This window comes from Reichenbachiella faecimaris (assembly GCF_900176375.1).
In the GTDB taxonomy this organism is placed as follows: domain Bacteria; phylum Bacteroidota; class Bacteroidia; order Cytophagales; family Cyclobacteriaceae; genus Reichenbachiella; species Reichenbachiella faecimaris.
The window spans coordinates 470829-491982 of record NZ_FWYF01000002.1 but is presented as its reverse complement, the minus strand read 5'-3'; the positions used below and the strand labels follow the sequence as shown (position 1 = coordinate 491982).

Annotated in this window: 22 protein-coding genes; 14 read left to right on the top strand and 8 right to left on the bottom strand. The window is 41.0% G+C overall.

The window, feature by feature from the left end:
• Positions 1–128: 128 nt before the first annotated feature.
• Complete coding sequence (locus tag B9A58_RS09990) at positions 129–557, top strand: hypothetical protein (protein ID WP_221407848.1); 429 nt, start codon at positions 129–131, stop codon at positions 555–557.
• 40 nt (positions 558–597) lie between these two features.
• On the opposite strand, the gene B9A58_RS09985 is transcribed toward B9A58_RS09990, so the two are convergent.
• From B9A58_RS09985 to ruvB, 4 genes are all read right to left on the bottom strand, one after another.
• Positions 598–2640 carry a M3 family metallopeptidase gene (locus tag B9A58_RS09985; protein WP_084372702.1) on the bottom strand — a complete coding sequence of 681 codons (2043 nt, stop codon included), beginning with the start codon at positions 2638–2640 and terminating at the stop codon, positions 598–600.
• Between the two features lie 80 nt (positions 2641–2720).
• Entirely contained in the window at positions 2721–3653 is a 933-nt protein-coding gene (gene queG / locus B9A58_RS09980; protein ID WP_084372701.1) for a tRNA epoxyqueuosine(34) reductase QueG, read from the bottom strand.
• A 3-nt stretch (positions 3654–3656) separates the two neighbouring features.
• Positions 3657–4169, bottom strand: a complete 513-nt coding sequence (locus B9A58_RS20210; RefSeq protein WP_139793825.1) for a hypothetical protein — start codon at positions 4167–4169, stop codon at positions 3657–3659.
• Between the two features lie 432 nt (positions 4170–4601).
• Entirely contained in the window at positions 4602–5630 is a 1029-nt protein-coding gene (gene ruvB / locus B9A58_RS09970; RefSeq protein ID WP_084372699.1) for a Holliday junction branch migration DNA helicase RuvB, read from the bottom strand.
• A 130-nt stretch (positions 5631–5760) separates the two neighbouring features.
• On the opposite strand from ruvB, the gene B9A58_RS09965 reads away from it, so the two are divergent.
• From B9A58_RS09965 to B9A58_RS09905, 13 genes are all read left to right on the top strand, one after another.
• On the top strand, positions 5761–6777 hold the full coding sequence (locus tag B9A58_RS09965; RefSeq protein ID WP_084372698.1) for an FAD:protein FMN transferase: 1017 nt from the start codon (positions 5761–5763) through the stop codon (positions 6775–6777).
• 56 nt (positions 6778–6833) lie between these two features.
• A complete protein-coding gene (locus tag B9A58_RS09960; RefSeq protein ID WP_084372697.1) occupies positions 6834–7568 on the top strand; it encodes an SAM-dependent methyltransferase in 735 nt (244 codons plus the stop codon).
• A gap of 1 nt (position 7569) precedes the next feature.
• A complete protein-coding gene (locus B9A58_RS09955) occupies positions 7570–8313 on the top strand; it encodes a ZIP family metal transporter (RefSeq protein ID WP_084372696.1) in 744 nt (247 codons plus the stop codon).
• Positions 8314–8550: 237 nt separating this feature from the next.
• Entirely contained in the window at positions 8551–9408 is an 858-nt protein-coding gene (hisG, locus tag B9A58_RS09950; protein ID WP_084372695.1) for an ATP phosphoribosyltransferase, read from the top strand.
• The gene (gene hisD / locus B9A58_RS09945) at positions 9405–10685 is read left to right on the top strand and encodes a histidinol dehydrogenase (RefSeq protein ID WP_084372694.1); all 1281 of its coding nucleotides are present in this window, start codon (positions 9405–9407) and stop codon (positions 10683–10685) included. The genes hisG and hisD overlap by 4 nt, the downstream gene beginning before the upstream one ends.
• Positions 10686–10688: 3 nt before the next feature.
• Positions 10689–11726 carry a histidinol-phosphate transaminase gene (gene hisC, locus B9A58_RS09940; RefSeq protein WP_084372693.1) on the top strand — a complete coding sequence of 346 codons (1038 nt, stop codon included), beginning with the start codon at positions 10689–10691 and terminating at the stop codon, positions 11724–11726.
• A gap of 95 nt (positions 11727–11821) precedes the next feature.
• Positions 11822–12955 (top strand): bifunctional histidinol-phosphatase/imidazoleglycerol-phosphate dehydratase HisB, encoded by a 1134-nt coding sequence (gene hisB / locus B9A58_RS09935; RefSeq protein ID WP_084373201.1) that lies wholly within the window; start codon positions 11822–11824, stop codon positions 12953–12955.
• 89 nt (positions 12956–13044) lie between these two features.
• A complete protein-coding gene (gene hisH / locus B9A58_RS09930) occupies positions 13045–13632 on the top strand; it encodes an imidazole glycerol phosphate synthase subunit HisH (RefSeq protein ID WP_084372692.1) in 588 nt (195 codons plus the stop codon).
• A 4-nt stretch (positions 13633–13636) separates the two neighbouring features.
• Complete coding sequence (gene hisA / locus B9A58_RS09925) at positions 13637–14356, top strand: 1-(5-phosphoribosyl)-5-[(5-phosphoribosylamino)methylideneamino]imidazole-4-carboxamide isomerase (protein ID WP_084372691.1); 720 nt, start codon at positions 13637–13639, stop codon at positions 14354–14356.
• Complete coding sequence (gene hisF / locus B9A58_RS09920; RefSeq protein WP_084372690.1) at positions 14346–15101, top strand: imidazole glycerol phosphate synthase subunit HisF; 756 nt, start codon at positions 14346–14348, stop codon at positions 15099–15101. Before hisA ends, hisF begins: the two co-directional genes overlap by 11 nt.
• A gap of 50 nt (positions 15102–15151) precedes the next feature.
• Positions 15152–15778, top strand: a complete 627-nt coding sequence (gene hisIE / locus B9A58_RS09915) for a bifunctional phosphoribosyl-AMP cyclohydrolase/phosphoribosyl-ATP diphosphatase HisIE (protein WP_262501985.1) — start codon at positions 15152–15154, stop codon at positions 15776–15778.
• A gap of 263 nt (positions 15779–16041) precedes the next feature.
• The gene (locus B9A58_RS09910) at positions 16042–16290 is read left to right on the top strand and encodes a CopG family transcriptional regulator (RefSeq protein WP_084372689.1); all 249 of its coding nucleotides are present in this window, start codon (positions 16042–16044) and stop codon (positions 16288–16290) included.
• Complete coding sequence (locus tag B9A58_RS09905; RefSeq protein WP_245827054.1) at positions 16277–16528, top strand: type II toxin-antitoxin system PemK/MazF family toxin; 252 nt, start codon at positions 16277–16279, stop codon at positions 16526–16528. Before B9A58_RS09910 ends, B9A58_RS09905 begins: the two co-directional genes overlap by 14 nt.
• 65 nt (positions 16529–16593) lie before the next feature.
• Here B9A58_RS09905 and B9A58_RS09900 read toward each other — a convergent pair whose 3' ends face one another.
• The 4 genes from B9A58_RS09900 to B9A58_RS09885 all read right to left on the bottom strand — a co-directional run bounded on the left by B9A58_RS09900 (position 16594) and on the right by B9A58_RS09885 (position 21147).
• Positions 16594–17043 carry a GreA/GreB family elongation factor gene (locus B9A58_RS09900; protein ID WP_084372688.1) on the bottom strand — a complete coding sequence of 150 codons (450 nt, stop codon included), beginning with the start codon at positions 17041–17043 and terminating at the stop codon, positions 16594–16596.
• Positions 17040–18065: a WD40/YVTN/BNR-like repeat-containing protein gene (locus B9A58_RS09895; protein WP_084372687.1), complete on the bottom strand. Its 1026-nt coding sequence runs from the start codon at positions 18063–18065 to the stop codon at positions 17040–17042. Before B9A58_RS09895 ends, B9A58_RS09900 begins: the two co-directional genes overlap by 4 nt.
• On the bottom strand, positions 18062–19462 hold the full coding sequence (locus B9A58_RS09890) for an aminopeptidase P family protein (protein ID WP_084372686.1): 1401 nt from the start codon (positions 19460–19462) through the stop codon (positions 18062–18064). The genes B9A58_RS09895 and B9A58_RS09890 overlap by 4 nt, the downstream gene beginning before the upstream one ends.
• A 134-nt stretch (positions 19463–19596) precedes the next feature.
• Positions 19597–21147 carry a SusD/RagB family nutrient-binding outer membrane lipoprotein gene (locus tag B9A58_RS09885; RefSeq protein ID WP_084372685.1) on the bottom strand — a complete coding sequence of 517 codons (1551 nt, stop codon included), beginning with the start codon at positions 21145–21147 and terminating at the stop codon, positions 19597–19599.
• Positions 21148–21154 lie beyond the last annotated feature (7 nt).

The window sequence follows — 21154 nt, the reverse complement described above, 5'->3', positions numbered from 1 at the left end:
GGCCGGTGTGGCCTTAAACGCTATGGTTTTCTCTAGGAACTTCATGATGGGCGCTAAGGTAGCTCTATTTTTGTTTATTCCAACTATTTGAATTTATTTTTGTTATTTGTCAACCTTTTGGAAATAGGATGGGTCTTAAGATTATGATGAAAATGTGGAATGTATTTTGGGTGTTGGTGGTTTTGACAAGCTGTGGTGATCCCAATGAAGACTGTTGCAATGAGCTAAAAAAAGTAACCCTTGGCGAACCATTTTCTATTACCCAAGGTGAAACAATAGATGTTGACAGTTCTATTATTGAAATTACTTTCACTCAACTGATCAATGACTCACTTTGCCCAGAGGATGTAGAATGCGTGACACAAGGTACGCTGACAATCAAAATTGACATTAATGGAACAGAGAAAACCTTGTCTATTGGTGATAACCAAATCCCGCAAGTAGATTATAAAAATTATGTCATTGAGTTGCAGCAGTTGGTATATCCAACTAAACAATCTCAAAAGGACAATGGAAATTCTACTTATGCTGTGCAGATGTTGATTACAAGAACTTGATAGAATTTGTCATACCCTGATAATAAGGTGAGACAACACACTACTTCAATCCACTACGCTCAAGTAGCGCATCCACTGTAGGCTCCTGACCTCTAAATCGCTTATACAATTCCATTGGGTGCTCACTTCCTCCTTTGGATAAAATATTATCCCTGAAGCTTTTAGCTGTAGTATGATCAAATAATCCTTTTGACTTGAAAACAGAGAATGCGTCAGCATCTAGCACCTCTGCCCATTTGTAGCTGTAATATCCAGCCGCATAGCCTCCCTGGAAAATATGGCTGAACTGAGTACTCATGCAAGTACCTGGTATGGGTTTGAAAAGCTCTGTTTGTTTCATTGCATCTTGTTCGAAGCTGGCTACATCAGAGATCTCTATGTTTTCCTCTGTGAGTGAGTGCCAAGCCATATCCATCAGGCCAAAACTCAGCTGACGTAGGGTCTGGTAGGCTTCATGGTAGTTTGAAGAAGCTTTAATCTTTTCTATCAAATCTTCAGGAATGGATTCTCCAGTTTGATAATGACTCGCAAATAGATCCAAACACTCTTTTTCCATCAGCCAGTTTTCTAAAATTTGGGAAGGCAATTCTACAAAATCCCAATACACACTCGTACCACTCAATGAGTTGTATTTGCCATCTGCTAGCATACCGTGTAAGGCATGACCAAATTCGTGAAATAACGTTTCCACTTCATTGTAAGTCAACAATGAGGGTTTTGAAGCCGTAGGAGGCGTGAAGTTGCATACAATGGATACCACAGGCCTGTGGTCAGTATCTGTTTTCCATTGGCCGCGATAGGAGGTCATCCAAGCCCCACCTCTTTTACCAGCTCTTGGGAAGAAATCCGCATAAAACACAGAAATATGTTTGCCAGACTCATCCAGTACCTCATAAGCTTGTACGTCCTTATGGTAGACAGGAATGTTGTTGTTTTTCTTGAATGTTAATCCATACAATTTCTTTGCTACTTCAAAAATTCCATCTACGGCTTTTTCCATTTGGAAATAGGGACGAAGCATTTCGTCATCGAGCTGGTACTTTTCGTTCTTGAGTTTTTGAGAATAAAAGGCCCAATCCCATCTTTCAAGTGCTATGTTGTCACCCAATTTTTTAATATAGGCTTTTAGCTCTTCTACTTCTTCTTTGGCTTTGGGCCATGCTTTTTTCAGTAAATCATTGAGGAAGTCCTTTACCTTTTCAGGCTTTTCTGCCATTCTTTCTTCGAGTACATAATCTGCATAGGTATTGTAGCCCAGCACCTTTGCCATTTCAAAACGAAGCCTCACGATTTCCTTTACTTTCTCCTGATTATCCAGATCATCGCCCTTGTATGCTTTGGACATGTATGCCTTGTACATCTTCTCGCGCAGTTCACGATTTTCAGCATATTCCATAAATGGGAGAAAACTAGGGGCTTGAAGCGTAAACAACCACATGCCTTTGTGCCCTTTTTCTTCAGCAGCTAAAGCAGCTGCATCAATAGCACCATCCGGCAGGCCCTTTAAATCATCTGGATTCTGCAAGAGGAGCTCGTAGCTATTGGTTTCAGCCAATACGTTTTCACCAAATTTCAGTGAAGCCATGGCCAGGGCATTAGACAACTCTCGATATTTTTTTTTGTCCTCTTCATTGAGGTTGGCACCACTTCTTACAAAGCCCAGATAGGTTTTTCGAAGTAGCATTTGATCTTCTTTGTCTAGCGTGAAGTTGGCCTGATTGTCATAGATGGATTTTACTCTTTCAAACAGGGCTGTATTTTGCATGATCTCGTTGCTGAATTCTGTCAGCATTGGGGAGAGTTCATTGGCTAGGGCCTGCATTTCATCAGAGGTTTCTGCTGAGTTGAGGTTGAAGAAAACCTCTGCCGCCTGGTCTAAATCACGACCACCTCTTTCGAGAGATACTATCGTATTTTCAAAGGATGGTGCCTCCGTTTGATTAGCAATAACCTCTATTTCACTTCGAGATTTTTCTATCAATTTTTCAATTCCTGGTTTGTAATGCTCCAGTTTGATTTCTGCAAAAGGAGGTACACCAAATGGAGTGTTGAAAGATTCTAAAAGAGGATTGCTATGAGCCATAATACTTCAATTTTGAGTGCGCAAAAATAGAGGAAACCATATCAAAATGAACAAGTAAGGGAGCAAATTGCCTTGTGAATTTAGTTTGGCTTTTTTTTCAGAAAATCAATATTCCTTTTCAATCCTGAATATTTAGTGCGTTTGACTGCTGATCCTTTGAATACTTCTCTAAATAATTCTTCTGTTAATTCACTCCAATCTGAAGATTTCATTTCACCTAGCTTTTCATGAGGCTTAAAGTCTGGCTCCTGGTGAGGTTTTGAAAATCGATTCCAGGGACATACATCCTGACAGATATCACAGCCAAAAGCCCAGCCTTCCATCTGTCCAGCAAATGAATTTGGAATTTCATTTTTGAGTTCAATCGTGAGGTAAGAGATGCATTTGCTCCCATCCACTACATAAGGATCTGGAATGGCGTCTGTCGGGCAGGCATCCATACAGGCTGTACAGGTGCCACAATAGTCCTTGATTGGCCCATCATACTTGAGTTCTACATCTACAATGATTTCTGCCAAAAAGAAAAAGGAACCCATGGATTTGTTAAGTAATAGGGAGTTTTTCCCTACCCAACCTAATCCAGCTTTTGCCGCCCAAGCTCTTTCGTGCACGGGAGCTGAGTCCACAAATACCCGTGCATTCACCTCTCCTACTTGCTCTGAGATAGATTGAAGAATGGTTTTTAGCTTTGGCTTAATGATGTGGTGGTAGTCCTTCCCAAAAGCGTATTTGGCAATTTTCACTTCCTTGTCCTCGTTCAGATCTTTTTCGGGATAATAGTTGTATAGCAGTGAAATGACGGACTTGGCTCCATCCACCAGTTTTCTGGGATCTAGTCGTTTGTCAAAATGATTGGCCATGTAGGCCATTTCACCATGCATGTCTTGGTTGAGCCATTCTTCCAGCTTAGGGGCTTCTTTCTCTAGAAATTCCGCTTTAGCCACACCACAAAACTGAAATCCTTCTTCAGCAGATTTTTGTTTGATGAGTTGTGTGAGTTTGAAGTGATCCATCTATTAATTGCACTTACATTCTCCTACGAATTCCTTTTCAATGTAAAAATTGTTGGAAGATTCGATTCTTATTACTCCAGACTTTCTCAGAGTGCCATTAACATTTTCTTCTTTATAAGTAGTTTCTATTACACTATACTCCTGATTTTTTTGGGTAAAATCTATTTTTATCTGTTCACCGTTAATTGACAGATACTCTGTGGTTTCATAATCATTGGCATAGAAGTATTCGTTTTTATTGAACTTGTCCCAGCTTTCGGAGTAAAGGCACCCACATTCTTGTAGTCTGTCGGTAGTATCAATTAGGTCTATGTTAAATTTCACAGAATTCAATTTTTTGAAATTCCTAAGCACATCTGAAGCTAGTAAGCTATTTATTTTTGCTTTGGAATCAATAATTGTCTCAAGTGCAAAAGACGTTTTGTTTCCTCCTTGCTGGATTAAAAGCCTTTTATTATTACAGCTATCCATTCTAAATTCAAGCTCATATGTATCTGCCACTGTAGATTCAGTCAAGAATTTTGTTAAAGTAGAATCAATGTCCGACAAATGATTGAAAATTTCATCACATATTAGTCCATTTGAAGTTAGGATGATGTTATCAGATTGAGATTTGACAATACCACCTGTTAAGCGAACATCACCAACGCAATTGTTAAATAGATAAAAAATGGAGTCTTGTATTATGAGATCTCCAGAGCAACAATCACATTCAAAAACAAATTGACAATTCGAGAATTTTTGGTGTGACCCAATCGTGAAAAGGCCGTTAATATCAAGAATCTTCAGGTCTGTATTTATGGCTTGTTGAGATTCAAAAATTAAAGAATCCAACTCTTGGGGATTATGTGGTACGTTTGAGCTCGAGGGACCTTCTTTTAATTTAGTCTGGCAACCATAGATTGTCAAGAAGATTAGATAGCAAATAAAATACCTTACTTTCATAGGTTAGTCAAACAAAGTCCCCATTCTAGATGGGGGCACAATTTTCAAGTGTTTATATGCTAGTTCTGTAGCCTCTCTGCCTCTGCTGGTACGCTTAAGAAAGCCCTCTTGAATCAGGAATGGCTCATAAACTTCTTCAATCGTATCCGCCTCTTCTCCACAGGCTGTGGCAATGGTGGAGATGCCTACTGGCCCACCTTTGAACTTTTCTATAATGGTGGTCAAAATGCGATTGTCCATCTCGTCCAATCCATGGGCATCTACATCAAGGGCTTCCAGTGCGAATTTGGTGATTTCTTTGGTTATGGTGCCATTGCCTTTGATTTGGGCAAAGTCACGAGTTCTTCTCAGTAAATTATTGGCGATTCTTGGGGTGCCTCTGCTCCTTTTGGCCAATTCCATGGCAGCATTGTCTTCTATAGGGGTATTTAATATCCCAGACGATCTTTTCACGATGTTAGACAATAATCCCGAATCGTAATATTCTAATCTGGCATTGATGCCAAATCGAGCACGTAGTGGAGAAGTCAGTAGTCCCGAACGTGTAGTTGCGCCAATGAGGGTAAACGGATTTAAGCCAATTTGAACAGATCGCGCATTTGGCCCAGAATCAAGCATGATGTCGATTTTGTAGTCTTCCATTGCAGAATAGAGATACTCTTCTACTACTGCATTTAATCGATGAATCTCATCAATAAACAAGACGTCATTAGGCTCCAGATTGGTCAAGAGGCCAGCCAAGTCACCTGGTTTGTCCAATACGGGACCTGAAGTTACCTTAATGCTAGAATCTAATTCATTAGATATGATATGGGAGAGAGTGGTTTTACCCAAACCTGGAGGGCCATGAAGCAATACGTGATCCAAGGGCTCTGATCTCTGCTTGGCTGCTTGTACAAAGACTTTAATGTTCTCAACTACTTTAGCCTGGCCAGCAAAATCTTCAAACGACAGCGGGCGCAAAGCTTTTTCAAACTCTACTTCTTCTGAGTCTAATTCTTCACCATCTGCATTCAAATAATCTTCCCTCATTGTCTTTGAATAATTTTATCAAAAATAGGATATTCAGAGCAGTCTGATGGGATGAGATTTCCTAAAGTTTTAGAGATACCTGTTGCTTTGGTGTATTTATTCTTTCTTTGCACCCGCAAATAGAGAAAAGATGCAAAAAAGACGAATATTATTGATTGTTCTGGCAGTTGGGATACTGATTCTGTACAGACAACTCAATCCTGTAGAAAACCTGGTGTTGCAGCATGTGACTGGCACCACTATGGGAACCATTGCTTATTCCATAAAATATCTGGCGGAGGAAGAGGCCTACTATAAGAAAGAAGTAGATTCTATCTTGGTGGCTTTCAATCAGTCTCTTTCTACCTATATCCCAGATTCAGAAATATCCCGATTTAACCTGGAAGACTCCATTACTTATCAGTCAACTTTCATGTACCCAATATTGAAAATGAGTCAGGAGATGTTTGTCGGCAGCAAAGGAGCCTACGATCCTACCATAGGCCCTTTGGTGAATGCCTGGGGTTTTGGGCCTAAGAAAAAGTCTATGCTTGATAGTGCTATTGTGGATTCGCTTTTGAGGGTTGTTGGTTTTGAGCAGGTTGTGTTTGATGAAAAGGGAGCCTATAAACCTTCTGATACCTATTTAGACTTTAGTGCATCCGCCAAGGGGTATGCTTTGGATGTCATCGCGCACTTTTTGCACGCTAAGGGAGTAGAAAATTACATGATCGAAATCGGTGGTGAGGTTCGTTGCCAGGGGCAGAATCAAAACCAGACCGTATGGAAGATAGGAATAGAAAAGCCAGAGATGAATCAAGGCCAGGGCCATGCGTATGCCACTGTATTTGTAAACAATAGATCTTTGGCTACTTCTGGCAATTATCGAAACTACTATGAGGAAAATGGTAGAATTATCGCACATACCATTAGCCCATTCACAGGCTACAACGTTTCTCATAATTTACTGAGTGCCTCTATTTTCGCACCCAATTGTACCCTGGCAGATGGCTACGCTACGGCATGCATGGTGATGGGGCTAGAAGAATCAATTGAGATGATCAAAAAACTCAATGGCGTGGATGCCTTTTTTATTTACTCAGATGAAAATGGTGCATTGAAATCATTTGCCACAGCGGGTATAGAGTCTCAGGTAGAAGTGCTATAGTTGCGGTCAAATGGAATCCTTATTTTAGCAGTTGAGTTTAAACACATCCGATAATTATGTCGAAAAAAGAATGGTTTGACGAATGGTTCAATACCATCTACTATCACATTTTATATAAGCATCGTGATTATGAAGAAGCAGCTGCTTTTTTAGATCATTTGATTGATTACTTTCAAATGAAGCCAAATGCAAAAATTTTGGATTTGGCCTGTGGAAAGGGCCGTCACTCTATTTATTTGAATGAGAAAGGATTTGATGTAACTGGCGTGGATCTTTCTGAAGAGAACATCAAATATGCAAGTGCCAAGCAGAACGATTCACTTCATTTTGCTGTTCATGACATGCGCGAAGTGTTTGCTGATGGTACATTTGATTATGTTTTTAATCTTTTTACCAGCTTTGGTTATTTCGATTCTAAGGAAGAAAATCTAAATGTGATTGACGCTACTATTAAATCTCTGAAACCAGGAGGCAAGTTTTTGCTCGACTTTCTGAATCCCTATGTAGTAGTGAATAATCTGGTGCATGAAGAAGATAAAACTATAGAAAATATTCACTTCAACATTCAAAGGCAATATACAGATGACGAATTTATCGTCAAGAATATTTTGGTGGATGATCATGGCCAACATTATGAATTTCAGGAAAAAGTAAAGGCTATTCGTCGCACAGATTTTTTGGCGTATTTCGACAAAATCAATTTGAAAGTAATAGATATATTTGGCGACTATGAACTGTCTAAATACCAAGCAGAAGAATCTCAAAGACTCATTTTTGTGTTAGAAAAGTAATATGATTGTAAATTCTACCGTCTTGTTTATTTCTGCTCTTTTGGGTGGATTGTATGCACTCAGAGTCACCAAAACCAAAGAGTCTCAGGTGAAGAGTGTTTTGGTTTTTGCAGGATCTTTTTTATTCTCCATTACCATAATTCACATTCTGCCTGAGTTGTTTGAAACACACAAAAACCAGTTTCACATTGGACTCTTTATTTTGGGAGGGTTCTTTTTTCAGCAAGTGCTGGAGTATTTTACTAGTGGCGTAGAGCACGGTCACATGCATGTGCACAACCATGGCAACGAGCATTCTGCCTGGTCTGGTTTCTCACTCATGGCAGCACTCTGCATTCATGCGTTTTTGGAAGGTACTATATTGGCACATCCTGGCGTCATCCACGACAGCCACAGTCAGGGTAGCTTGCTGACTGGTGTTGTGCTTCACAAAATCCCTGCGGCCTTGGCATTAATGACGGTGCTGTCTTGTCATTATGAAAAAAGACAGACTCAATTGATTCTCCTGCTCATTTTTGCTTTGGCCTCCCCGCTTGGCGTAGTGGCAGGACATTGGTTAAGCCCCATGGGGCTTTTTAGTGACCATGGGATGGTCATGTTATTTGCATTTGTAGCTGGCAACTTTCTTCATATTTCCACAACCATATTCATTGAATCTAGCCCAGAACACCATTGGAATTCTAAAAAGCTAATTATTAGCTTGCTTGGGGCAGGTCTCGCGATATTAGCTGAGGCTTTTTATTAGATGATATTTAAAAATTTTAGCTTACACTTTTCATATTTTCAATAAAACCTGTCTATGTTTGCAATCTAATACAAGAAAAGAATGAATATCAGGACACAACATCATCACCATCATATGATCGCACAGGCGAGGTGATATTGTAGTAGTCAATAAAAATATCGAATCCCGTCTGAGTAAAATTGGACGGGATTTTTTTATACCCTCATTTAGTTTACTCAGGCACTAACAAGACAAAACATGAGTAAACTTAAAATTGCAGTTCAGAAATCAGGGAGATTAAACGAAGAGTCTATCAGTCTACTCAAAAACTGTGGTATCCACATAGACAATGGTAAGGATCAGCTAAAAGCGAGTGCATCAAATTTTCCATTGGAAGTGCTTTATTTGAGAAATGGAGATATCCCACAGTATGTAGAAGATGGAGTCGCCGACCTGGCCATTGTAGGTGAAAATCTTTTGGTAGAGAGCCAAAATGACATTGAAGTAGTTCGAAAACTTGGTTTTTCGAAATGTAAATTATCACTGGCAGTGCCCAAAGAAGTGGATTATCAAGGCGTGCAATTTTTCGAAGGAAAGAAAATAGCCACCTCCTATCCAAATACCCTAACCCAATATCTAAAAAAGAATAAGGTGAATGCTGAGATTCACTTAATCAAGGGGTCTGTGGAGATTGCGCCAAACATAGGATTAGCAGAAGGTATTTGTGACTTGGTAAGCTCTGGAAGTACGCTCTTCAAAAATGGATTGAAAGAAACAGATACGATTCTGACCTCTGAGGCCTGCCTGGTAAAGAGCAAAAAATTGAATGCAGAGCAAAATGCACTTTTAGATACTTTACTCTTTAGATTGGATGCTGTACAAAAAGGTAAAAAATCTAAGTATGTATTGATGAACGTGCCGAATCATAAACTGGAACAAGTAGTTAGTATCTTGCCTGGTATGAGAAGCCCTACCGTTTTGCCGCTGGCAGAAGAAGGTTGGAGTTCAGTACATTCTGTCATAGAGGAAGGTAAGTTTTGGGAGGTCATTGATCAGCTCAAAGCTGCTGGGGCGGAAGGCCTCTTGATTGTTCCAATAGAAAAAATGGTATTATGATTTTAGCCAAGAATCCAGATCGCAAGGACTGGGATAAGTTAACTAAACGTCCCGCCTTGAAACAACAAAACCTTCAGCAATTGGTCAACGAAGTATTTCAGGCCATTCGAGAAGAGGGAGATCGTGCAGTGCTGTCTTACACCAAAATTTTTGATAGGGCTGAAGTTGAAAAACTGAAGGCCACCCCAGAAGAACTAGCAGGAGCAGGCAACAAAATTTCTGACGATCTAAAAGCAGCTATTCGTTTGGCAGGCGCAAACATTGAGAAATTTCATAGAGCACAAACGCCTACTGTGGTAGAGGTAGAAACCGTGCCAGGCGTAAAATGTTGGCAAGAAGTACGCCCGATCGAACGGGTGGGCATCTATATCCCTGGCGGGACTGCTCCTCTGTTTTCCACTGTTTTGATGTTGGCGATTCCCGCACAAATTGCTGGATGTAAAGACATAGTGCTTTGCACACCACCAGATAAAAATGGCCAGATCAATCCTGCTATTTTATTTGCTGCTCAGTTTGCTGGTGTGACTCAGGTGTTTAAAGTAGGTGGCATCCAGGCTATAGCTTCTATGACTTTCGGCACTGAGAGTATTCCTAAAGTGAACAAGATTTTTGGACCAGGAAACCAGTATGTAACGGCTGCCAAACAGCGAGCCACTCAGCTTGGTGTGGCAATTGACATGCCAGCAGGTCCGTCAGAACTATTGGTTTTGGCAGATGAGACAGCTAGCCCTGAATTCGTGGTTTCCGATCTACTTTCTCAGGCTGAGCATGGTACGGACAGTCAGGTGATTTGTGTAGTGAAGTCAGCGAGCTTGATTCCAAAGATACAAGAGCAATTGTTGAATCAATTGCCTTCATTACCAAGAAAAGACATTGCGCGCAAAGCCATTGAAAACTCCAAACTGATCTTGATGGAAGATGATCAGGATTGTATGGACTTTATCAATGATTATGCACCCGAACACTTTATTCTTTGTGTAGAAAACGAGAGTTTTTACCTAAATGGATTAATGAATGCAGGGTCTGTTTTTATAGGAAATTACACACCAGAAAGTGCTGGGGATTATGCCTCAGGCACTAATCACACATTGCCTACCAATGGTTTTGCCAAGTCCTTCAGTGGGGTGAATATTGATGCATTTTGTAAGAAAATCACCTTTCAAAAAATATCTGAAGAAGGGATACGACGCATAGGGCCAGCGATCGAATTTATGGCCGAAGCAGAGCAACTGAAAGCGCACAAATTGGCTGTTACTAAAAGGTTATTGTCTTTGTAAGTCATGGATATTACAAAACTCATACGGAAAAATATTATCAACCTTACGCCCTACAGCTCGGCCAGAGATGAGTTCGATCACGTGGCGGAGGTGTATCTGGACGCCAATGAAAACCCATTTCAAAATGGATTTAACCGTTATCCAGATCCTTACCAATCAAAGGTGAAGGCCCGATTAAGCAAGATTAAAGGAATCCCAGCTACAAATATCTTGTTGGGCAATGGTAGTGATGAAGTATTGGATTTGATTTATCGTGCCTTTTGTGAGCCAGGGGTAGATAATGTGATTTCTCACAATCCTAGCTATGGCATGTACCCAGTATTGTCTGAGATCAATAACTTGACTTTGCGGAAAGTCAATTTGGAAACAGGCTTTACGCTCAATGCTCAAAAGATGATTGACGCTTCAGATGAGCAGACCAAACTCTTTTTTATCTGTTCACCAAACAATCCTTCTGGAAATATTCTAGCTAGAGAAGAGGTCAAAAAAATATTGGATTTGCAGAAAGGATTGGTCGTCATTGATGAGGCCTACATTGACTTTGCAGAAACGGATTCATGGTTGTCAGAATTGGACAATTATCCAAATCTGATCGTTTGCCAGACTTTGTCTAAAGCATGGGGATTGGCTGGTTTGCGCGTGGGAATGTGTTTCGCCTCTCAGGAAATCATTCAAGTGTTAAACGCCATCAAACCACCCTATAATGTAAATGAGTTGTCGCAGCAGGCGGCATTGAAGGTGCTGAATGAAGAAGAAAATTTCAAAACCAATTTGAAAATCATTTTGGAAGAAAAGCTGAAAATGGAAAGGGAACTCGACGGGTTGCCATGCATCTTGAAGCGTTATCCATCTGATGCCAATTTCATTTTGGTCAGAGTGAATGATGCTAAGGTGCTTTATGATTATCTGATGGAGCGACAGATTATTGTAAGAAACAGGTCTAAGGAGTATTTGTGTGACAATTGCCTGAGATTGACGATTGGCACGCCAGAAGAAAACCAGAGATTGTTGATGGGGATTGAAGATTATAACAGAATTTAACTTTAAGTGTCATTTCGATCAGTAGGAGAAATCTTAGCATGACCAGTTACTGCTTACAAGATCTCTCCTATCGTCGAGATGACAAGAAAAAAGAAATGAAAAAAGTATTATTTATAGATCGTGATGGTACGTTGGTACTGGAACCACCTGTAGATTACCAGCTGGATTCGCTAGAGAAACTAGAGTTTTATCCAGGGGTATTCCAATGGATGTCTAAAATTGCCAAACTGGGATATGAGCTGGTCATGGTGACTAACCAAGATGGATTGGGGACAGATTCATTTCCAGAAGAAACTTTCTGGCCTGCGCATAACAAATGCTTGAAGGCTTTTGAAAATGAAGGTGTGGTTTTCGATGCTGTGAAAATCGACAAGAGTTTTCCAGCCGACAATGCTCCAACAAGAAAGCCACGAACAGGCCTGCTGACTGAATATATGAATGGCGAGTATGACCTAGCGAATTCCTTTGTCATAGGAGATAGAATTACTGATGTAGAGTTGGCAAAAAATTTAGGTGCGCAAGCTATTTTCATCGCTAATGAAGAAGGGTTGGGGGCTGAAGAAATTTCCACGAAAGTGGAGGGATTGCAGTCGATCATAGCCATAACTACTACTGACTGGCAAGACATCTATGAATTGGTAGCCAAAGGTTCAAGAAAAGCGTGTGTTAAACGAACGACCAAAGAAACGGACATTGATATTGAAGTGGAGCTGGACGGTACAGGTCAATCTCAGATTGATACAGGCATCAAGTTTTTTGACCATATGCTGGATCAGATTGCTAAGCACGGTCTGCTGGACTTGAAAGTGATTGTGAAAGGTGATTTGGAGGTGGATGAGCATCACACCATAGAGGATACGGGAATTGCTTTGGGAGAAGCTATTGCTGAAGCCTTGGGCAGCAAAAAAGGAATTGAAAGATATGGTTTTTGCTTGCCAATGGACGACTGCCTGTGTCAAGTGGCACTGGATTTTGGGGGTCGGAATTGGATCGTATGGGAGGCAGAGTTCAAAAGAGAAATGGTAGGAAAAATGCCCACAGAGATGTTCTTTCACTTTTTCAAATCTTTCTCTGATGCAGCCAAGTGCAACTTGAATATCAAGGCCGAAGGCGACAATGAGCATCACAAGATTGAAGGCATATTCAAGGCTTTTGCGAAAGCCATCAAAATGGCCGTAAAGCAAGACAAGGACAAAATGATTCTGCCATCAACCAAAGGCATGTTATAGTATTAAACAGCTGTCATTTTGACGATAAGAGAAATCTAAACCATTTATCTCCTTGATCTGAAGAACGACGCATAAGTAGATGAGCAATTATGAGTAAAGTTGTAATCATAGATTACGGGGCAGGCAATGTCAAGTCAGTCAAATTCGCCTGTGAGCGGCTGGGTTTGGACGCGCTTCTGAGCAATGATGTTGAGGAAATTGCCACTGCCGACAAATTGATTTTCCCAGGGCAGGGAGAGGCAAGCAGCTCCATGCGGTCATTGGAGCAATATGGTTTGGTGGAGGTGATTAAAAATGCCAGACAACCATTTTTGGGAATATGTTTGGGCATGCAGATGATGTGTGAGCACTCTGAAGAAAATGACACCACAGGGCTTGGGTTATTTCCTTTGCCAGTCAAGCTATTTCCCGACCAAGGGCTCAAAGTGCCACACATGGGATGGAATGAGATTGAACACCTGAAGACACCACTGATGAATGGGCTGAAGGAAAAGGAATACATGTATTTCGTGCATTCTTACTTTGTACCAGATTCTGAATGGACGATAGCTAAGGCCAATTATCCAGAGCCATTTAGTGCCGCCTTACATAAGGACAATTTTTATGGTTGTCAGTTTCACCCCGAGAAAAGTGGAACATTTGGACAGCAGATTTTGAAGAATTTTATTGAAATGTAAAACAATGAGAATAATACCAGCAATAGATATCATAGATGGCAAGTGCGTGAGACTGACCAAAGGGGATTACGATCAGAAGAAGATCTATAATGAAAACCCTTTGGAAGTAGCTAAAATGTTTGAAGGAGCAGGTATCAGGTACTTGCATTTGGTAGACTTGGATGGTTCCAAGGCCAAAGAAATTCGGAACGCCAAGGTGCTGGATCAGATTGCGTCTAAGACTAGCTTGAAGATAGATTTTGGTGGAGGGATTCGATCAGATCAAGACATCAATATGGCGTTTAACGCAGGAGCAAAACAAGTAAATCTGGGAAGTGTTGCACTTGAAAACAAAAGGCTCTATGGCGAATGGCTGAAGAAATTTGGTAGTGAAAAAATCATCCTAAGTGCTGACTCTACCAACAGAAAAATCGCCATCAATGGCTGGCAGGAAGAGTCTAAAGTGGACTTGTTCGACTTGATAACAGAGTATCAGACTATGGGCAACAAGTATATAGTGTGTACAGATATTGCAAAGGATGGTATGCTGCAGGGCATTGCAGTAGATTTGTACAAAGATTTGATGAATGATTTTCCTGATCAAAAAATCATTGCCAGTGGAGGAGTAAAGGACATTGTGGATGTAGAGGCTGCTGCTGCATTGAAAATGAATGGTATCATCATTGGGAAAGCCATTTATGAAAACAAGATCTCACTAGAACAGCTGACAAAATATGTTGACTAAAAGAATAGTTCCTTGTTTGGACATCAAAAATGGTAGAACGGTCAAAGGGGTGAATTTCGTAAATCTCCGTGACGCTGGCGATCCAGTGGAATTGGCCGCAGCCTATTCAGAACAGGGTGCTGATGAGCTGGTGTTTTTGGATATCACGGCCACAGGTGATGGCCGTAAGACAACAGCTGAATTGGTCGAAAAAGTAGCTGGAAAGGTCAACATTCCTTTCACTGTAGGGGGAGGTATCAAGTCCGTGCAGGATGTTTACGAACTGTTACATAGAGGGGCAGATAAGATTTCGATCAACTCTTGGGCAGTAAAAGAGCCATCTGTATTAGATGAACTAGCCGCTCAGTTTGGCAGTCAATGTGTGGTGCTAGCAGTAGATGCCAAGCAGATTGATGGTCAGTGGAAGGTACATTTAGTAGGAGGTAAAGTACCTACTGAAATAGATTTGTTTGATTGGGTTCAGGAAGCTGAATCCAGAGGAGCGGGAGAAATCCTCTTTACCTCCATGGATCATGATGGCTCTAAAAATGGATTTGCCAATGAGGCTTTGGCCAAAATTTCTGAGTTGGTGAATATCCCTGTGATTGCCTCTGGTGGGGCCGGTAGCATGCAAGACTTTGCTGATGCATTTACGCATGGAAAAGCAGATGCAGCTTTGGCTGCCAGTGTTTTCCATTTTAAAGAAATTGAAATCCCAGTATTGAAACAAGAATTGAAAAATCAGGGAATCACGATAAGAATATAAATTCATGTCCATAGTGATTAGTCCATGGCTGATTTATATACTATTGGAAGGTGGAAAAAAAAGAAAAAACTATGGACAATCAACTGTCGACAATTGACTTTGAAAAAACAAATGGCCTGGTGCCAGCTATCATTCAAGATGAAAAAACCAAAAACGTCTTGATGCTTGGCTATATGAATGAAGAAGCTCTGACAAAGACCCAGGAGACAGGGAAGGTGACTTTTTTCAGCCGGACCAAAAACAGACTTTGGACGAAGGGAGAAGAGAGTGGAAACTTTCTGGAGTTGAAGGACATCAAGCTGGACTGTGACAATGATACCCTACTTATTCAAGTGAGTCCTATTGGCCCTACGTGCCACAAAGGAACGGATACTTGCTGGGGGGAAGGGAACCCATCCAATTTCAGCTTTCTATCTAAGCTGGAAGGAGTCATCAAAGACCGTCATGACAACCCAGATGAAAAATCTTATACTTCTTCATTATTCAAAAAAGGAATCAATAAAGTAGCTCAAAAAGTGGGAGAAGAAGCAGTCGAAGTAGTGATTGAAGCCAAAGACAATAACGAGGAGCTATTCCTTAATGAGTCTGCAGATTTACTTTATCACTATATGATCTTGCTGAGAGCCAAAGGGTATGATCTGGAGGATGTAGTCAAAGTCCTTGAAGACAGGCATTGATATCAAAATATACCTACTTTTAGGTATTGCACTAATCATATTATTAGGAGAATTTTAAGTTGAATTTCAACATTGCCTCTCGCTACTACTCGAATGTGTGCTGGTTTTAAAAACATTGGAGAGCGTAGGTATTTGAAAGACAAACTTTTCTCTAATGCGTTGCGGCATCTTCTAACGTGAGGATGCCGCATTTTTTTGTCCCTACGATTCTTCTGTCAGAATTTATTTACTAATTATATTTATTTTATGTAAATATAATTGTCATGAGTACTTTCACTTCCTCTTTGCCTGATACGCTTTTGGCTCGTCTCAATGAAGCTGCCAAAGAGCTACAATTGCCAAAAAACAAATTGATAGAACGAGCACTGGACATATATCCAGATCAGCTGAATCGTGGGCAGTACGCAGCCTCGTATGATCAAGCTGGGAATGATGAAGAGATCATGTCCATAGCAGAAGAAGGAATGACGGAATATCTGATCCAGATGAATAACGAAGATGAGGCAAGGTGAAATCTGGGAGCTTTATTTGGATCCGGTAAAAGGAAGTAAGCAGTCTGGCCGTCGCCCAGCTGTTATCATTAGTGGCAATTTGCTCAATCAGAAACTTCAAGTGGTTATTGCTTGTCCTTTGACGACTGCAGTTAGGGGATACAAAGGAAATGTGTTGCTCCAACCAGATGGCACCAACAATCTATCCAGAATATCTGAGGTTCTCACTTTTCATATTCTGTTTCCAAGTCTAGATTGAAGAAAAAAATAGGTTCTATTCAGCCTGATCAGATAAAAAAGATCAAGAGGACTTTAGATGATATTCTAAGATACTGACAAAATCATATTCTCCTTTTTCATCCACTCAAATGTATCTCCCACTTTTTTGCCTAGCATGGCTTGCGCAATGGGAGAGATGGCAGAGATAGCCATAATTTGCTGTTTTTCGAAATTGATCACACCCAGACCAGCAGAAATGTAATAGGACAAGGTATTGGTTTCGACCAAGGCGCCTAATTCGACTGTGTTCATCGTTTTAGTAGACGCTATGGTATTCAAAGTTTTTTTCATATTCATCAGCTCTGAAAGCTGACGGGCATGTAAATCACGTTCGCGCTGACTCATGGCTCGGCCAGTTTCATATTTGTCACCAGCTGATGATTTGGTCTCGTTGTTGGCACTAGCTTGTGCCTCTTCCATACCCTGTTTGGCGATACCTATTTTTTTTTCAAGCAGTTCCAGGCAGGCAGAATGAACTTTTGATTTAGCAATCATTTGGTGATGAGCTGTGCTATTCTTCCTTCCTTGCCAGCAGCCCAAATGGAGCCGTCTTCGGCAACATCCAGGGTGTGGAATCCAGAATCTCCAAAAGCTGACCAAGTGAGTCCTCCGTCTATGGATTGGTGGCAGCCAGCTGGCCCTACAGATATCAATTCCATCTTAGAAAGATATCTGACTGATGACTGAAAGACAGGAAAGTTTTGGCTCAACGACCAGGTCTGGCTGGCGTCTGTAGTCAAGATCACATTTTTGGTGCCCTCATTTTCTTTTTTGTAATCTCCACCTACAGCAATGCCTATGTTTTCGTCATAAAAATCAATGGAGAAGATCCCTTGCGAACTGTCTCCTTGAATGATAGGCGTATAAACCACCTCCCAGTGCTCTCCCTTATCTTTGGAATAAAACACCCTAGACGTAGCCGCTCCTGAGCCTATCCAGATAGAATTTTCTTTGACTGCTAAGTGGCTCCCACTCGCAGCAAATCCACCAAATTCGCCTTCATTCATTTCTGGCAATTTATCTGGATGTATTCTTTGCCAGGTATCTCCTCCATCTGTGGTTTTTAGCAAAAACAATTTGCCGTCTATTGGGTCTCCGCCCAATAAGCCATCTTTTTGGTTCCAGAAGGCCATGCCATCAAAGAACCCAAGACTGTCATTGTTGACCAGGGTCTTTTCCCAGTGCCTGCCTCCATCTTTTGATTTGAAAATATTAGATAGAGAGTCAGGGCCAGCACTCATCAGTACAATTTCATTTTCTGAAAGCACCTCAACGTCTCGAAAGTCCAGAGCATCTGCATCTGGAATATATACTTCTTCCCAGTCCAATCCACCATTTTCTGTTTTGAGTACCAGGCCATTGGTACCAGATACCCATATCACGTTTTCGTTTAAAACCGAAATCCCTCGAAACGAGACGTCTTCCTCTATGGCAAATTCATCCCAGGTATAAGTCTTCTGAGAAGGCTGGCAGGAGGCCAAGATTACAAAGGCAAAAATGATCAGATGATTTTTCATGATTGTAAAGCTTCTTTTCTAATTTCTTCTACATCTTTTACTGTTTTGGCGACTGGTTTTCCAAGCAAGTCTGCGCCATTTTCAGTGATTACAAAATCTTCTTCAATGCGAATACCACCAAAAGATTTGTAAGACTCTAATTTATCATAATTCAGGAATTCAGCATACTTATTTTCTGCTTTCCATTGATCGATCAATTCTGGAATGATATAAATGCCTGGCTCGACAGTGATGACAAACCCTGCTTCTAGCTCTTTGCCAAGGCGTAAAGATTTTAGTCCGAACTCGGTACTTTTCTTTAGTGTATCCGAGTAGCCTACCAAAGGTTCGCCCAGGTTTTCCATGTCATGTACATCCATGCCCATCATGTGACCAAGTCCACATTGGAAAAACATAGTGTGTGCACCAGCAGCTACTGCTTCCTCAGGGTTGCCTTTCATCAAGCCTACTTCTGTTAATCCCTTGGCTAATTCAACGCAAGCAAGCAAATGAACATCTTTGTATCTGATCCCAGGTTTTAGAGCTGAGATAGCTACTTCGTGAGCATTCAATACTGTCTGATATAGTTCGCGTTGTGTTTCTGAGAATTGCGCAGAGACTGGAAAGGTACGCGTCATGTCTCCAGCATAGCCAGAAGGGATTTCAGCTCCTGTATCACAAAGAATCATATCACCTTCTTGAATAGTGTTGCCATGATAATGATTGTGCAAAACCTGACCATTTTTGGTCATAATCACAGGGAACGACAGTTGGCCTTCTCCAGCCAAAGCCACCTGATTGACTCTGGCTGCAATTTCTGCTTCCTTCATACCAGGCTTGGCATATTGCATGGCGGCCAGATGCATAGCAGAAGTGAGGTCTACAGCTTTGTGCAATTCTACAATTTCTTCTGATGTCTTAATGTTCCTTTGAGAAATGATGGCTTTGATCAAGGCAATGGATTCACCAGATCGAATCTCATCAATAGATTTTCCAGTCCAGGCAGACAATTTCGTGACATGCTCTTCTCTGTAGGGTGGGATAAAGTGAATATGACGACCCGCAGAAATGGCATTCTTCAGCAGGGTTTCAATCTGACTTGAAGGTGCCGTTTTAGTAATTCCACTCTGTGCTGCCAAAGAAGCAATACTTGGTTGTGGACCTGTCCAGACAATGTCGTCTATTGTCAGTTCATCTCCTAAGATCATGTCTTCGCCACTATCACAATCAAAGATGGCCGTCAGGCTTGGAAGTGCAACTGCACCAAAATATAGGAATGAGCTATCCTGTCGAAAATGATACCAATTGTCTTTAAAGTTGATACTGCTTTCTTCATTACCAAGTAAGACAATTAGTCCATTGCCTACGTCTTTTCTGAGTCTATTTCTTCTTCGGATATATGTGTCTTTGCTGAACATGGATACTTGTTGTTTTGAATTTCAAATATAATAAAAGGCCATGGGTCGACTGTTGTATCTGCATTGAAAAAGGGCTACCGAAAACTTCGGTAGCCCTATAGCAACACAATTGTAATTATGAGAAAACTAATTGTTTAATTTACATCCCACCAGACTTTGGCTGTGAGTGAATTTTCTCCGCCCAAGTCGCTGATCGCGCTGGCGGTGTTGGCAGAATTGAGCAATACTTCATCTTGTGGGTAAAGCATTTTTGAAGCAACTTCAGGAAGCAAGACATCATTTTTAGAAGGACGATTCAGCACTGGGTAATCCAATCTTCTTAACTCTGAAAATGCTTCGGAAGAGTAGGGGAAAAAGGCAATGTATTTCTGCGTTCCGATTTTCTCCTGCCAAGTGGCCCCTGCTGTAGCGTAAGCCACATTAGGCTGAGCCAAATAGGTAGCGATATCTGCAGCGTCTACACTCCAATATTCCATGGAGGCCATTATGCCTTGATTGTAGAATGCTTCGCTTGACCCTGAGACAATGCCTCTTTCTATAGCTTCAGCTCTAAGGAAGGAAACTTCGGCAAAATCGATAATTAAGTAATCCCAATTCTCATCAGCCAACTCATCAGCATATCGGAAATTCCAGCCTAAAAAAGCCCAATCATATTGCCCTGGACTCCAGTCCCATCCTAAGACAGGATTGATTTTAGCGCCTAGCTCAATGTAGCTATCATCAGTCAATGGATATCCGTCGAAACCTCCTGTAGCAAAGGAGTCGCCAAAGTATGCCGAGTAATCAGAACCCCACCCATACATTTGATATCCTCTGCGTGGGTCATTCCTTTCATTGACTACATCTGTAAATGATTTACAGATCACAATGTCGTTCCATGCGGCTTCTCCATTGTTTCTTCTCAATGGACTTCTGAATGTTTCATCAGCAAACTTGAATGAGATATTGTCAGCATTAGAGCTGATTACACCTGCAGCAATAGCCTCTGCCACTGCTGTTTCTCCTACAGCTGCATTGGCATCAATGATTCTCATTCCCATTCTTAATTTCAAAGAATTGGCAAATGTGATCCATCTATTCATATCTCCATTCAGAATGATATCAGCACTTCCGAATGAAGTGGCACTTGGCACGATAGAGGCCACAGCAGCATCAATACGATCAATTAAGTCTGGATAAATATCAGACTGTTTGTCGTATGACGGTTGCAGGTTTTCCAAGGTGGCGAGTGCATCCGAATATGGAATATCTCCAAATTGATCAGTCAGTTGTGTCCAAGTCCAGATTTCTAGGATTTCGAATATGGCACGTTGATTGGCTTTTACTTCATCAGCTTTCAGGCTGTATGGAGGGGTGTCTATCATTTTGAGCCCTTCTCTCATACGATACATATTGTGATAGCGTCTATTCCAATAGGTATTGAACATGCCTCCTCTGAAATCATAAACGTTTTCATCTGTATACAAATGCTTGGCAAAATATTGTGCCATCGTTCCAGTTTCGTTTTCATTGAGGCTACTGGTATAGACGTAGTTGTTCATCAAATCGCCTTGTATGCCAGTCAAAACAAAAGCTGGGTCTACCTCTGTAGGTCTTCTGGAATCAATATTGATTTCTTCGAAATCCCCTGTACACGAGGCCAATGCCAACATGAGTGACATCAACCAAATATTTATCTTTTTCATTTTTATT

What these genes read in the sequence shown, in the direction of transcription:
- hisF (WP_084372690.1), top strand. Translation starts at nt 14,346, where the DNA reads ATGTTGACTAAAAGAATAGTTCCTTGTTTGGACATCAAAAATGGTAGA.
- B9A58_RS09960 (WP_084372697.1), top strand. Translation starts at nt 6,834, where the DNA reads ATGTCGAAAAAAGAATGGTTTGACGAATGGTTCAATACCATCTACTAT.
- B9A58_RS09910 (WP_084372689.1), top strand. Translation starts at nt 16,042, where the DNA reads ATGAGTACTTTCACTTCCTCTTTGCCTGATACGCTTTTGGCTCGTCTC.
- hisA (WP_084372691.1), top strand. Translation starts at nt 13,637, where the DNA reads ATGAGAATAATACCAGCAATAGATATCATAGATGGCAAGTGCGTGAGA.
- B9A58_RS09890 (WP_084372686.1), bottom strand. Translation starts at nt 19,462, where the DNA reads ATGTTCAGCAAAGACACATATATCCGAAGAAGAAATAGACTCAGAAAA.
- queG (WP_084372701.1), bottom strand. Translation starts at nt 3,653, where the DNA reads ATGGATCACTTCAAACTCACACAACTCATCAAACAAAAATCTGCTGAA.
- B9A58_RS09965 (WP_084372698.1), top strand. Translation starts at nt 5,761, where the DNA reads ATGCAAAAAAGACGAATATTATTGATTGTTCTGGCAGTTGGGATACTG.
- hisD (WP_084372694.1), top strand. Translation starts at nt 9,405, where the DNA reads ATGATTTTAGCCAAGAATCCAGATCGCAAGGACTGGGATAAGTTAACT.
- hisC (WP_084372693.1), top strand. Translation starts at nt 10,689, where the DNA reads ATGGATATTACAAAACTCATACGGAAAAATATTATCAACCTTACGCCC.
- ruvB (WP_084372699.1), bottom strand. Translation starts at nt 5,630, where the DNA reads ATGAGGGAAGATTATTTGAATGCAGATGGTGAAGAATTAGACTCAGAA.
- hisH (WP_084372692.1), top strand. Translation starts at nt 13,045, where the DNA reads ATGAGTAAAGTTGTAATCATAGATTACGGGGCAGGCAATGTCAAGTCA.
- B9A58_RS09905 (WP_245827054.1), top strand. Translation starts at nt 16,277, where the DNA reads ATGAGGCAAGGTGAAATCTGGGAGCTTTATTTGGATCCGGTAAAAGGA.
- B9A58_RS09985 (WP_084372702.1), bottom strand. Translation starts at nt 2,640, where the DNA reads ATGGCTCATAGCAATCCTCTTTTAGAATCTTTCAACACTCCATTTGGT.
- B9A58_RS09885 (WP_084372685.1), bottom strand. Translation starts at nt 21,147, where the DNA reads ATGAAAAAGATAAATATTTGGTTGATGTCACTCATGTTGGCATTGGCC.
- hisB (WP_084373201.1), top strand. Translation starts at nt 11,822, where the DNA reads ATGAAAAAAGTATTATTTATAGATCGTGATGGTACGTTGGTACTGGAA.
- hisG (WP_084372695.1), top strand. Translation starts at nt 8,551, where the DNA reads ATGAGTAAACTTAAAATTGCAGTTCAGAAATCAGGGAGATTAAACGAA.
- B9A58_RS09990 (WP_221407848.1), top strand. Translation starts at nt 129, where the DNA reads ATGGGTCTTAAGATTATGATGAAAATGTGGAATGTATTTTGGGTGTTG.
- B9A58_RS09900 (WP_084372688.1), bottom strand. Translation starts at nt 17,043, where the DNA reads ATGATTGCTAAATCAAAAGTTCATTCTGCCTGCCTGGAACTGCTTGAA.
- B9A58_RS09895 (WP_084372687.1), bottom strand. Translation starts at nt 18,065, where the DNA reads ATGAAAAATCATCTGATCATTTTTGCCTTTGTAATCTTGGCCTCCTGC.
- B9A58_RS09955 (WP_084372696.1), top strand. Translation starts at nt 7,570, where the DNA reads ATGATTGTAAATTCTACCGTCTTGTTTATTTCTGCTCTTTTGGGTGGA.